We start from the raw sequence: 12,208 nt of genomic DNA on the forward strand, positions 1-12,208 counted from the left end.
CGCACGTCACTCCGGGTCGCCGACGGGCCGACGCGGCGGGGCCGCCAGGTACGGCCGGACGCTCTTGACGAGCATCGCCATCTCGTAGCCGAGGACGCCCGCGTCGGCCTCGCGGTCGGCCAGCACCGCGAGGCAGGTGCCGGCGCCGGCGGCCGACACGAACACCAGTGCGCTGTCGAGCTCGACCACCACCTGCCGGACCCCCGCGCCGTCCCCGAACCGGGATCCGGCGCTCCGCCCGAGCGAGTAGAGCCCGGAGGCCAGGGCTGCCAGGTGGTCGGCGCTGTCGTCGTCGAGGCCGTGGACGCACGTGACGAGGCCGTCCGCGGTGAGCAGGACCGCGCTGCGCGTGTAGGGGACCCGCTGGACGAGGCCGCTGAGCAGCCAGTCGAGGTCCGAGAGCCGGTTGGTCTTGGTCGCCGCTTCGCCGCCCATGGTGGTGCGCTCCTTGCCGGGGTGAGAGGTCGGGGTCATGGCTGGTTCTCCGACTGGGCGAGGCCGAAGCCCCGCTGGAAGGCGGCCATCAGGCCCGGGTCGTGGACGGGCTGTTCGGGTGCGTCGGCCGGCCGCGGAGCGGGGGCGTCGCGCAGCTGCGGGACGAGGTGGTGCTGGGCCCGGCGGCGGGGCAGGGCCGGCCGGTCGGGATCCGTGCGGGCGGCCGGTACGGAGACCACCGCCATGGCCGGCGGAGCCGGCGCGGGCGGCGCCGCCCAGGTCGGTGCGACCGGCTCGGGCTCGGGCTGGGGCTCGGGCTCCCTCCGCACCTCCGGCCCGGGCTCCGGGCGTGCCCGCGGCTGCGGCTCCGGGCGTGCCTGCGGCTGCGGCCGGGGCACCGGGACCCGTACGGGCTCCAGCGGGGGCAGCCCGGCGCCCCCGTCCCCGGTCCCCCACGAGGTCGCCCGGGAGCCCCCGAGCGCGTCGGCGGCGCTCGGCGCCTCCGCCCCCAGCAGCTCCTGCGGCAGCACCAGCACCGCGAGCACGCCGCCGTAGATGTTGGACTTGAGCTCCACGGCGATCCCGTGCCGCCGGGCCAGCGCCGCGACCACGAAGAGGCCGATCCGCCCGTCCGCCAGCAGCTGCCGGACGCTGATCTGGTCGGGGTCGGCGAGCAGGGCGTTCATCCGGTGCTGTTCGGCGGCCGGCATGCCCAGTCCGCGGTCCTCCACCTCGATGGCGATGCCCGCGGTGACCCGCTCGGCGCGCAGCACCACGTCGGTGTCGGGCGCGGAGAACACGGTGGCGTTCTCGACGAGTTCGGCCAGCAGGTGCACCACGTCGGCGACGGCGTGCCCGCGCACGGTGCCGCCCGCCGGGGGAACCACCTTGACCCGCGTGTACTGCTCGACCTCCGCGACGGAGGAGCGCAGCACCTCGCTCAGGTCGATGGGCCGGGTCCACTGGCGCCGGGAGGCGGCGCCGCCGAGGACGGCCAGGTTCTCGGCGTGGCGGCGGATCCGGGTGGCGAGGTGGTCGACGTGGAAGAGCTCCCTGAGGAGATCGGGGTCCTCGACCGTGTCCTCCAGCCCGTCGAGCAGCGAGATCTCCCGGTGCACGAGGGACTGGAGCCGGCGTGCGAGGTTGACGAACACCTCAACCTTGCGGTCGCTGTCGGACGGCGCGGCCGGGCCCGCCAGCCGCACGAGGGTGGTGTGCGCGTGTTCGCGGGCGCCGCGCAGCTCCTGGGAGAGCAGCCAGAACTCGTCGACCCGGGCCGGGTCGGTGCCGGGCGGTGGCGCCGTCGGGCCGCCGCGGGCGGGGCGGATCGGCGGCTCGCCCCGTTCCAGCCGCTCGGCGGCGGTCCGCAGCTCCTGGCGTCCGCGCACGCTGGAGCGGCGCAGGGCCTCGCAGCGGTCCCGTACGGCCTTGGCGGAGCGCTGGGCCCCCAGCAGGGCCGCGGCCATCGCACCGGCGACGAGCAGGGCGCAGCCCGCCAGGACCGGCCACAGCCGGGCGTCCCGCTCCCCCGCGCCCCCGCCGAGCTGGAGCGTGAAGATCACCGCAGCGGCTCCGCTGAGGGCGGCCGCGAGCGTGGGCAGCAGGGCGGCGCGCACCAGCTGGGGCCTTATCTGCCGGGCGGGACCGGTGGCGGCGTGTCTCGACGGGGCGTGGCGGGCGGCGCGGAGTCCGGACATCGGCGTCCTCTACGTGGGGCCCGGGCCCCCAGGGTTCCGGAGCCCGGTGTGGATCACGGTGTTGATCACCGGATACCCACGCTAGACCGCACGATCCCGCTGCTGACAGCCAGTTGGGGAACTTCGGCGGGGTGCTTCCCGCTCCCGGTGGAGCGCTCGTACGACAGCCCGAATCCGCCGGGGGCGCACGTTCGTGACCGGCCCCCACGACGCACCACCCCCGGGTGCGGTCGGGCGGACCCGGGCCGGGCCCGGGTCCGCCCGGCACCGCGCCCGGGCCCGCGGACCGCCCGGGTCACGAGCCGACGGACTCCGGCTTCTCCTGTCCGCCGTCGACGTGTCCGCCGTCGACGGCGGCCGACGCCACCCGGGCCGCGGTGGCCGTCGCTCCGCCCGCCTCCAGGCGGGGCACGGCCGCGGGACCGTCGACGGGGCCGCCCGCGGGGGCTCCGAGGACGAACGGCCGCCACCACGGCTCGGCGGGCACATCGGCCGCGCCGGGCTCGAAGGGCTGGCCCGGGATCGGCAGCGCGATGCCGGCACCGGTTTCCTTCGCGGCGTCCACGGTGCCCTCGCCCGGCTCGTCCCACGGGTGCAGCGCCAGGTTGAAGGTGCCCCAGTGGATGGGCAGCATCGTGCCGTGCGGGATCCCGCCCTGGAGGTCGAGGTGGGCCTGCATGCCCTCCGCGGGGGTCATGTGGATGTCGGGCCAGTACTCCGAGTACGCACCGATCTGGATCATCGTGGCGTCGAAGGGGCCGTGCGCGGCGCCGATCTCCGCGAACCCGGGGAAGTAGCCCGTGTCACCGCTGTGGAAGATGCGGTGCTCGTCGCCCGCGACCACCCACGAGGCCCACAGGGTGTTCTGCTGGTTGCGCAGGCCGCGCCCGCAGAAGTGCCGCGCCGGGGTCGCCGTCAGCGAGAGCCCCGCGATCTCGGTGGCCTCGTTCCAGTCCAGCTCGCGCAGCCGGTCCGGCGCGATCCCCCAGCGCTCCAGGTGGGCGCCGACACCGAGCGGGACGGCGAAGACCGTGTCGGTCCCGGCCAGCTCCTTGATGGTGGGCAGGTCGAGGTGGTCGTAGTGGTCGTGCGAGATCACCACGGCGTCGACCGGCCCCAGCGAGGCGAGCGGCACGGGGACGGGGTGCAGCCGTTTGGGCCCGGCGAAGGGGAACGGCGAGCACCGCTCTCCCCACACGGGGTCGAACAGCACCCGCCGCCCGTCGATCTCCGCGAGCACGCCCGAGTGCCCCATCCAGGTCAGGCGCAACCCGCTCACCGGCGGTTTCGCCAGCTCGGCGAGGGTCGTCGGGTACACCGGGATCGGCGCACCGGGGTTGCGCCGGGTCCGCTGCTCCTTGTGGAAGTAGATCTTGGCGAACTCCATCATGGAGCCGGAGGGCCTGGTCCGGGCCCCGACCGGGTTCTGGAAGGTGCCGTCGGCGAAGTTCGGCGAGCGCCGGATCCGCTCCAGGCGGGCGCCGGACGGATCCGCGCCGAAAGCTTCGGGCCGCAGGGCGCGAAGCCGAGGACGCAGGGGACGGGAGCCGGTCAAAGCGCCTCCTGGGAGGGTGGGGCGGATGGTCGTGAGGCCGTACGGAATACCGGTCTACCACCATGCCAACGCGTACCGGCCCCGAAGGATTCCGCCGCGCGCCCCCGTTCTCACGCGCTCCCCCCGCCTCCTCCGCCTCCTCCGTCCCCTCCCGTTCGCCCCTCGTGCCCCTAGAGCGGCAGCAGGTCCGGGCGCTTCGCCTCCACGTGGTCCCCGGAGGACTCCCCGCGCAGCCGCCGCCCGATCCACGGCACCAGGTACTCCCGCGCCCACTGGATGTTGTCCCGGGTCACGTCCACCGAGCCGCGCGGCTGCTGCGGCGGCCACGGCTGGTCGGGGTCGGCCGGCACTTCCAGCCCCAGCACCTGGGCGGCCCGCAGCGCGACCCGGGTGTGTCCCTCGGGCGAGAGGTGCAGCCGGTCGTCGTCCCAAGCCCGCCGGTCCTGTACGGACTTCAGCGACCAGAGGTCGAGCACCGGGCAGTCGTAGCGGTCGGCGATGGCGCGCACGTGTGCGTTGTACGTCGCGATCTTGCCCCGCAGGTGCTTGAGGACCGGAACGCCCCGGGTGTCGAAGCCCGTGGTGATCATGACCTGGCCGACGGCCCCGGTGAGGTCGGCCACCGCCGCCTCGAACCGCTCCGCCGCGTCGTCCGGGTCGCTGCCGGGCCGGATGATGTCGTTGCCGCCCGCGCAGAAGCTCACCAGGTCCGGTGCGAGCTCCTTGGCCCGGGGGACCTGTTCGGCCACGATCTGGTCGAGGAGGCGTCCCCGCACGGCCAGGTTCGCGTACCGGAACTCGTTTTCCTCGCGCTGATCGGCCAGGAGTACGGCCAGCCGGTCCGCCCAGCCGAGAAAGGTCCCCCCGGGTCCCGGGTCCCCCACGCCCTCGGTGAAGCTGTCCCCGATCGCCGCGTACGAGCCGATGGTCTTGAGTGTCGTCGTCGTCGCTGCCACGAGAACACATCCTTCACCCCGGTGCGTGACCTACGCCACCGTAGGCAGGGGTTGACGGCCCGTGATCTATACCACCTGGTCGGTACGGAATAACAGTGCGTGAGGCCGGGACCCCCCTCGGGTCCCGGCCTCACGGGTCCGGCTGCCTCTCCGACGGCGGGAGCCGTCAGATGCTCACGCCCTTCGAGCGGAGGTAGGCCAGCGGGTCGATGTCCGAGCCGTAGGACGGCCCGGTACGGATCTCGAAGTGCAGGTGCGGGCCGGTGGAGTTGCCCGTGGAGCCGGACAGGCCGATGGTCTGGCCACCGGTGAGGCTCTGGCCGGCCGAGACGGAGAGCTGGGACAGGTGGCCGTACTGGGAGTACTTGCCGTCGGCGTGCCGGATCACGACCTCGTTGCCGTACGCGCCACCCCAGCCTGCGGAGACCACCGTGCCCGCGCCGACGGCGCGGACGGTGGTGCCGGAGCTCGCGATGAAGTCGACACCGGTGTGGTAACCGCTGGACCACATGGCGCCGGGGGTCTTGTACTGGGTGGAGATGCCGCCGCCGACGGGGGCGACGAAGCCCGAGGCGCTCACCGCGGCGGCGGACTTGGAGGCGGTGCTCTTCTTGGCGGGAGCGGCGGCGGGGGCGCCGGCCGGCGCGACGTCCGCTGACCCCTTCCCCTTCGAGGCCGATTCCGCGGCCGGGTCCGCGGCCGAGGACTTCTTCGCCGGGGCCGGGGCAGCCTTCTGCGCGGGAGCCTCGGCCGCCCCGCCCTTCGCGGCGAGGGTCAGCTTCAGCCCGGGGTGGATCAGCGAGGGGTCGCTGCCGACCGCCTCGCGGTTGTCGGCGTACAGCTGCTGCCACCCGCCCGAGAGGTGGCGGTCCTGGGCGATCTTGGAGAGGTAGTCCCCCGGCACGACGGTGTAGACGGCCGAAGTGGCGGGCGAGCCCTGCTGTACGGCGGCGGGCGCGGAGACGAGGGCCGCGGGAAGCCGCGGAGCCTGCACGGGAGCCGCGGCGGGGGCCCCGGCCGGGGCGGCCTGGGCGCCTGCGGCACCCAGCAGCGGCAGCGCGAGGGCCGCACCGCCGGTGCCCGCGACGGCGAAGCCGCGCGCCATGGAACGGGACTTGGGACGTCGGTGCTTACCCTTTGCAGGCATGGCGAATTCCTCTCCGTCGCCTGCGAGGTGAGCTGTCGGGTTCGGACTGGAGATGTCCGGCCGCGCATGAACGGAACATGAACGGCTTCACCCCGAGCTGTTCGGATGCGAAAGATCCGAAGCAGCGGCCTACCTGGTTCCCCCGCTCCTGCCGCGCGCGTGAATAGTCGGGTGCGGTTCCCGGACGGCGGCAGGATTCGGCGGTCCATCCGGATCGATCGCGAAGGTAATCGAGTTGAGCCGCACCGAACAAGCCACGAATTTCCTGACGGATTCACAGAACCGGGAATCCACCGGAATTCCGGTCACCCTCCGTCCATTCCCCGGCGTCAACAACCCCTCCGGCCGGGCCATTCGACTTTGACGATCAGGCACTCACGGTCACCGTATGATCTGGCTCACGGGGCCCTGCCCGATCTCGCCTCCGGTTATGGCAAGTTGGCCCCAAGTAGTGTAATTCGGACACACCACGACGATGCGGAGGAGTTCCCGTGACCCAGCAGATACCCCGGCCCTCGCCGACGGGGCCCGTACCGGAGCCCGAACTCGCGGGAGTGCGCAACTTCCGTGACGTGGGCGGCCTCCCGACCACCGACGGGCGGAGGGTCAAGCCGGGAAAACTGTTCCGTAGCGGACATCTGGCACATGCCACCGAAACTGATGCAGAATTTCTCGCGTCGCTCGGTCTGCACACCATCTTCGACTTCCGCAACAACGCCGACCACGACCTGGAAGGGCCCGACGTCGAGCTCCCCGGCGTACGGAACGTCAACATCCCGCTGTCGGATCCGGCCGACGGCAGGGAGTTCTGGACGATGGTCCGCGAGGGCGACGTCGAACAGCTCCGCGGGCTCCTGGGCGACGGAAAGGCCGCCGCGCGGATGGCCGGCTCGTACCGCACGATGATCGAGAAGCGCACCGCCGAGCACGGCCGGGTCCTGCACGCGCTCGCCGAGGACAGCGTTCCGGCGCTCATGCACTGCGCGGCGGGCAAGGACCGGGCCGGCCTGTCGATCGCCGTCACCCTGCTCGCGCTGGGCGTCGGACGGGAGGCGATCGTGGCGGACTACCTGGAGTCCAACGCCCCGCACCGCCGCTACCGCGTCCGCCGGGGCAGCGATGCGCCCGAGGCCCGCTCCCCCGAGGTGATGGAGCTGCTCTCGCCGCTGTTCGACGCCCGCGCCGAATACCTGACGTCAGCCTTCGACGCCATCGACGGACACTGGGGCGGGCTCGACCGGTACCTCGCGGAGGGCCTCGGGCTCACGCCCGAGACCCTCGACCGGCTGCGGGACCGGCTGCTCGACTGAGCCGGCCCCGCGAGGTGGAGCAGGCCGTCAGCCGCCGCCGACGGCCTGCTTCACCAGGGTCCTGCCGAAGTCCCACATCAGGGCGCCCCCGCCGTGCGCCTCGTCCATGACCTCGCGGAAGGCCGCGACGAACCGGTCGACGTCCCGCTCGTCCACGATCAGCGGCGGGATGAGCTTGATGACCTCCAGGTGGTCGCCCGACACCTGGGTCAGGATCCGGTGCTTCTGCAGCAGCGGAACCACGACCATCTGCGCGAAGAGCCCCTTGCGGGCCGCCTGGAGCATGGTCCACCGGCTGCGCAGCCCGAGCGAGGACGGCCGCCCGAACTCGATGCCGATCATCAGGCCGCGCCCGCGCACCTCGTGGAGCAGCTCGTACTCGTCCACGAGCGCCGCGAGCCGCCCGCGCAGCAGGTCGCCCATCGCACGCGCGTGCGCGACGACCGACCCCTCCTCCATGACCGAGAGCACCGCCAGCCCGGCCGCCATCGCCTGCGCGTTGGAGCCGAAGCTGGCGGAGTGCACGAGCACCCGGTCCATCGACGAGTAGACCTTCTTGAAGATCCAGTCCTTGCCCAGGGTCGCACCCACCGGTACGTAGCCGCCCGAAAGGGACTTGGCCACGCACACCAGGTCCGGCTCCACGCCCGGCTCGTGCTGGTACGCGTAGAAATCGCCGGTCCGGCCGAGGCCCGTCTGCACCTCGTCCGCGATCAGCAGCGCCTTGTGCCGGTGCAGCAGCTCCTGCGCCGCCCGCAGGAATCCCGGCGGGGCCGCGAGCACGCCCTTGCCCTGGATCGGCTCCACGACGAAGGCGGCGACGTCACCGCGCTTCAGCTCCCGCTCCAGGGCCGCCAGGTCCCCGAGGGCGATCTTCGTGTCGGGCAGCAGCGGTGCGAAGCCGTCCCGGAACCCGCCCTCCCCGTTGACCGACAGCGAGCCCGTCGTCAGCCCGTGGAAGGCGTGGTCGCAGTAGAGGATCCTGGGCCGCCCCGTCGCGCAGCGGGCGAACTTCAGGGCCGTCTCCACCGCCTCGGTGCCGCTGTTTCCGAAGAAGACCCGGTCCAGGTGCGGGCTGTACGAGAGCAGCTTCTCGGCCAGCAGCCCGGGCAGCGGCTGGCAGTCGAACCGGGTCAGATCGGCGAGCTGCGCGTCCAGTACGTCGTGCAGGGCCTGCCGGACGACCGGGTGGTGCCGGCCCAGGCCCATGACCCCGAACCCGGCGAGCATGTCCAGGTAGTCGTTGCCCTCGGCGTCCCAGAAGTGCGCGCCCTCGGCCCGTACGTAGACCTTGTCGAAGCCGATCGTGTGCAGCATGCGGGGCAGCTGGTGGTTGAGGTGTCTGGTGTGCAGCTCGTACCGCTCCCCGCCCCGCTCGTCCAGCAGGGCGCGGAGGTCGAAGCCGGTCACTGCTTCTCCCGGTTCCCCGAGATCGTCTCGCGGGCGGCGCGCAGGGATTCCTTGAGGGAGCCCATGGTGGCGAGGACGGCGGTGGGCTCGTAGCCGCAGTGCGCCATGCAATTCGCGCAGCGCGGGTCCTTTCCGCGGCCGTACTTGCTCCAGTCGGTGTCCTCGATGAGCTCCCGGTACGTCGGCACGTAGCCGTCGCTCATCAGATAGCAGGGGCGCTGCCAGCCGAAGAGGGAGTAATTGGGAATGGCCCAGGCGGTGCAGGGGAAATCCGCCTTTCCTTCCAGGAAGTCGAGGAACAGCGGGGAGTGGTTGAGCCGCCAGCGCCGCCGGTTCCCGCCCGCGAAGGCCTTCCTGAAGAGTTCCCGGGTCTGCTCGACTCCCAGGAAGTGCTCCTGGTCGGGGGCCTTTTCGTAGGCGTAGGCGGGCGAGATCATCATTTCGTCGACCTTGAGGTCGTCATTGAGGTAGTTGAGCACCTCGATGATCGTCTGCGGGGTGTCGGTGTTGAAGAAGGTGGAGTTGGTCGTGACCCGGAATCCACGCCTCTTCGCCTCCTTGATGGCGGCGACCGCCTCGTCGAAGACGCCCTCCTTGGCCACCGACTCGTCGTGGCGTTCGCGCAGTCCGTCGATGTGCACCGCGAAGGCGAAGTACGGGGACGGGGTGAACTTCTCGATCTTCTTGCGCAGCAGCATCGCGTTGGTGCACAGGAAGACGTACTTCCGCTTGGCCACCAACTGCCGGACGATCTCGTCGATCTGCGGGTGCATCAGGGGCTCGCCGCCCGCGATGGACACCATCGGCGCGCCGGACTCCAGGACGGCCCCGACCGCCTGGGCCACCGGCATGCGCTGCTTGAGCACGCCCGCCGGGTGCTGGATCTTCCCGCACCCCTCGCACGCCAGATTGCAGGCGTAGAGCGGTTCCAGCTCGACGATCAGCGGGAACTTCTCACGCTTGCGCAGCTTCTGTTCGAGAAGATACGTCCCGACCCTGATGGACTGTCGCAGCGGCATGGCCATCTGGCTCACCTCCTGGGGAGCAGCAAAGAACGGTGCCAGTCATAAAACGCGGGCAGTACGGCACGCAATACGCGGAAGGCCGATATTCCACCGCGGAGCGTGCCGATACGGACGAGCTCATGCTCCGGAGCGTCCACGATCACCCGTACGGCCGCAACCGGACGGTTCCAGCCATCGGCGGCCGCCTCCACGGCGGTCCACAGGGTGGCCGCGGACTCCATGTCGACCGCGATGGCGCCGGTGGCGCGCAGCTCGGCGCGCTCCTGGCCGCGGACGACGTGGTCGGATCCGGTCAGTGCGCCGGTGTGCACGGTCCGGCCCGGAGCGGCCCGGGCCAGTGCCTCGGCGAGCAGGGCGGTGCCCTCGCAGGCGACGGTGCCCCGCGGATCGCGGGTCTCCTCGGCGACGACGAGGTCGCCGGGGCTCATGCCGGGGACCAGCCCGGCGCAGAACCCGGTGGCGAGCACCGGGGACCGGCCCAGCCCCGGCTCGGCGAGCGCCCGGGCGACGGCCCGCTCGGCGGCGCGCGGGCCCATGCCCGTGCGCAGCACGGCGTAGCCCGGTTCCGGGCGGGCCGCGCCGCGGCCGCCTCCGCTGCGCAGGGCCGCCTGCTCGATGCGCAGCGCGCAGGCGACCAGCAGCGGTGCGGGGAGACCTGCTCGGGCGGCGGCCATCAGGCCTCCCCGGGTGCGAAGGGTTCCCCGTACAGATAGCGGCCGAGGGCGGTGAGCGGGAAGACCTGCCGGTACAGGTGGTAGTTGATGGAGAAGTCCCACGGGAAGCCGGTGCCGGTGAAGTACGGCTCGTCCCAGGAGCCGTCCCCGCGCTGGGTCTCCACCAGGTACGCGATGCCGCGCCGGGCGGCCTTGCCCTCCCGTTCCCCCGCCGAGAGCAGGGCCATCAGCGCCCAGGCCGTCTGCGAGGGGGTGGAGGCCCCCTTCCCGGCCCACTGCGGGTCCTTGTAGGAGCGCTGGTCCTCGCCCCACCCGCCGTCCTCGTTCTGTACGGATTCCAGCCAGCGCACCGCCCGCCGGATCGCGGGGTGCGCCGGGGAGAAGCCGGCGGCCGTCAGGGCCGGGACCACCGACCCGGTCCCGTACACGTAGTTGGTGCCCCAGCGGCCGAACCAGGCCCCGGACGCCTCTTGTTCGGCGAGCAGCCAGGTGATGCCCCGCCGGGTCCGCGGGTCCGCCGCCTTGCCCTCCACGGCGAGCATCTCCACCACGTGGGCGGTGACGTCGGCCGACGGCGGGTCGATGACCTCGCCGAAGTCGCAGAACGGCAGCCGGTTCGGGAAGGGGCTGGTGTTGTCGGCGTCGAAGGCGCCCCAGGCCCCGTTCCGCGACTGCATGCCGAGGTTCCAGGAGACCCCGCGGGCGATGGCGCCCTCGATCCGGGCCTGCTCCGGGTGCTTGATCCGGCGGAGTGCGAGAACCACTTCGGCGGTGTCGTCGATGTCGGGGTAGGTGTCGTTGTGGAACTCGAACGCCCAGCCGCCGGGGGCGAGTCCGGGCCGGCGCACCGCCCAGTCGCCGGTGCGCACGATCTCCTCGCCGAGCATCCAGTCGGCGGCCTTCACCAGGGCCGGATGGTCGGGCGCCAGGCCCGCGTCGGCCAGGGCGATCGCGGCGAGGCAGGTGTCCCAGACCGGGGACTGGCAGGCCTCGATCATCCGGGCACCGTCCTCGCGCCACACCGCGAACCGGTCGAGGGACTCCAGGCCGGCCCGCATGACCGGGTGGGCGAGGTCGTACCCGAGCAGGTGCAGGGCGATGACGGAGTACACGGCGGGTGGCTGGATCCCGCCCCAGCAGCCGTCGTTCTCCTGGCGCTCGATGATCCAGCGGGCGGCGGTGTCCATCGCGGCCTTGCGGAGCCGGCGCGGGGCGAAGCGGCGGTAGACGTGCAGCGCCTTGTCCATCCGCTGGAAGGCGCCCTCCCAACTGGCCAGCGGTGCCAGGTGCCCTGCCGCGGGGTAGGGCCGCCGCGCGTCGGTGTGCAGCTCGTCCAGGGCGAACGGGGCCGGGCGTACGGGCCGCTTCGCGGAGACCACGGTCAGCGGGACGATGGTCTGGCGGGCCCAGCAGCCGAAGTCGTAGATGTTCAGCGGCACCCAGGGCGGAAGGAACACCAGCTCGGGCGGGAGTTCGGGCAGGTGGTCCCAGCTCCACCAGCCGAACAGGGCCAGCCAGACGCGGGTGAAGACGCGGGCCGCGGCGATCCCGCCGTGGGCCCGGATCCAGGCGGAGGCGCGGGCCATGTGCGGGGCGTCGGGCTCGTCGCCGGCGAGCCGCAGGGCGACGTACGCCTCGATGGTGGCGGAGAGTTCGGGCGGCCCGCCGTGGAAGGTGGCCCAGGTGCCGTCCGCGCCCTGCTCGCCGCGGATGAAGAGGGCTGCGGCCTGTGTGGTGGCCTCGTCCCTGATCCCGAGGAACTGGCGCAGCAGGAGGTCCTCGGCGTCCATGGTGACGTTGGTCTCCAGGTCGCCCTTCCACCATCCGGCCGCGTCCTGGCGGGCCAGCAGGTGGCGGGTCGCGCGCGCGGCGGCCTCCCGCGCACCCTGCACCGTCTCCGGTGAGGTGATGTCCGGATCGACGCCGGGGGTACCGGCGCCGTCGGTCGTCGCTGTCATGGCTTCCCCTTACGTGGCAGTGAACATCTGCTGTGCTGGGG

10 protein-coding genes and 1 riboswitch are annotated in these 12,208 nt (G+C 72.6%); of the genes, 1 reads left to right on the top strand and 9 read right to left on the bottom strand.

The window, feature by feature from the left end:
• Positions 1–6 precede the first annotated feature (6 nt).
• From ACFYXV_RS07895 to ACFYXV_RS07915, 5 genes are all read right to left on the bottom strand, one after another.
• Positions 7–435, bottom strand: a complete 429-nt coding sequence (locus tag ACFYXV_RS07895; protein WP_383338725.1) for a roadblock/LC7 domain-containing protein — start codon at positions 433–435, stop codon at positions 7–9.
• Positions 436–470: 35 nt separating this feature from the next.
• A complete protein-coding gene (locus ACFYXV_RS07900; RefSeq protein ID WP_389382322.1) occupies positions 471–2,132 on the bottom strand; it encodes an ATP-binding protein in 1,662 nt (553 codons plus the stop codon).
• 295 nt (positions 2,133–2,427) lie between these two features.
• Positions 2,428–3,687: an MBL fold metallo-hydrolase gene (locus ACFYXV_RS07905; RefSeq protein WP_389382323.1), complete on the bottom strand. Its 1,260-nt coding sequence runs from the start codon at positions 3,685–3,687 to the stop codon at positions 2,428–2,430.
• 170 nt (positions 3,688–3,857) lie between these two features.
• Positions 3,858–4,643 (bottom strand): SGNH/GDSL hydrolase family protein, encoded by a 786-nt coding sequence (locus tag ACFYXV_RS07910; protein WP_385474598.1) that lies wholly within the window; start codon positions 4,641–4,643, stop codon positions 3,858–3,860.
• A gap of 166 nt (positions 4,644–4,809) precedes the next feature.
• Complete coding sequence (locus ACFYXV_RS07915; RefSeq protein ID WP_389382325.1) at positions 4,810–5,790, bottom strand: peptidoglycan DD-metalloendopeptidase family protein; 981 nt, start codon at positions 5,788–5,790, stop codon at positions 4,810–4,812.
• 4 nt (positions 5,791–5,794) lie between these two features.
• A riboswitch (cyclic di-AMP (ydaO/yuaA leader) is annotated at positions 5,795–6,003 on the bottom strand.
• A 278-nt stretch (positions 6,004–6,281) separates the two neighbouring features.
• On the opposite strand from ACFYXV_RS07915, the gene ACFYXV_RS07920 reads away from it, so the two are divergent.
• Positions 6,282–7,100, top strand: coding sequence for a tyrosine-protein phosphatase (locus ACFYXV_RS07920; RefSeq protein WP_385474601.1), 819 nt, complete (start codon positions 6,282–6,284; stop codon positions 7,098–7,100).
• A 27-nt stretch (positions 7,101–7,127) separates the two neighbouring features.
• Here the strand turns inward: ACFYXV_RS07920 and ACFYXV_RS07925 are convergent, their stop codons facing one another.
• From ACFYXV_RS07925 to shc, 4 genes are read right to left on the bottom strand one after another with little or no spacing between them, the layout of a single operon-like run.
• The gene (locus ACFYXV_RS07925) at positions 7,128–8,510 is read right to left on the bottom strand and encodes an aspartate aminotransferase family protein (RefSeq protein ID WP_389382326.1); all 1,383 of its coding nucleotides are present in this window, start codon (positions 8,508–8,510) and stop codon (positions 7,128–7,130) included.
• On the bottom strand, positions 8,507–9,535 hold the full coding sequence (gene hpnH, locus ACFYXV_RS07930) for an adenosyl-hopene transferase HpnH (protein WP_385474605.1): 1,029 nt from the start codon (positions 9,533–9,535) through the stop codon (positions 8,507–8,509). The genes ACFYXV_RS07925 and hpnH overlap by 4 nt, the downstream gene beginning before the upstream one ends.
• Before the next feature lie 5 nt (positions 9,536–9,540).
• Positions 9,541–10,209: a 1-hydroxy-2-methyl-2-butenyl 4-diphosphate reductase gene (locus tag ACFYXV_RS07935; protein ID WP_389382327.1), complete on the bottom strand. Its 669-nt coding sequence runs from the start codon at positions 10,207–10,209 to the stop codon at positions 9,541–9,543.
• Positions 10,209–12,167, bottom strand: a complete 1,959-nt coding sequence (gene shc / locus ACFYXV_RS07940) for a squalene--hopene cyclase (RefSeq protein WP_389382328.1) — start codon at positions 12,165–12,167, stop codon at positions 10,209–10,211. The genes ACFYXV_RS07935 and shc overlap by 1 nt, the downstream gene beginning before the upstream one ends.
• Positions 12,168–12,208 lie beyond the last annotated feature (41 nt).

It is taken from the genome of Streptomyces sp. NPDC002181 (genome assembly GCF_042890485.1).
Lineage (GTDB): Bacteria > Actinomycetota > Actinomycetes > Streptomycetales > Streptomycetaceae > Streptomyces.

Coding starts and splice junctions, on each gene's coding strand:
- ACFYXV_RS07935 (WP_389382327.1), bottom strand. CDS start 10,209: ATGGCCGCCGCCCGAGCAGGTCTCCCCGCACCGCTGCTGGTCGCCTGC.
- ACFYXV_RS07915 (WP_389382325.1), bottom strand. CDS start 5,790: ATGCCTGCAAAGGGTAAGCACCGACGTCCCAAGTCCCGTTCCATGGCG.
- hpnH (WP_385474605.1), bottom strand. CDS start 9,535: ATGGCCATGCCGCTGCGACAGTCCATCAGGGTCGGGACGTATCTTCTC.
- shc (WP_389382328.1), bottom strand. CDS start 12,167: ATGACAGCGACGACCGACGGCGCCGGTACCCCCGGCGTCGATCCGGAC.
- ACFYXV_RS07900 (WP_389382322.1), bottom strand. CDS start 2,132: ATGTCCGGACTCCGCGCCGCCCGCCACGCCCCGTCGAGACACGCCGCC.
- ACFYXV_RS07895 (WP_383338725.1), bottom strand. CDS start 435: ATGGGCGGCGAAGCGGCGACCAAGACCAACCGGCTCTCGGACCTCGAC.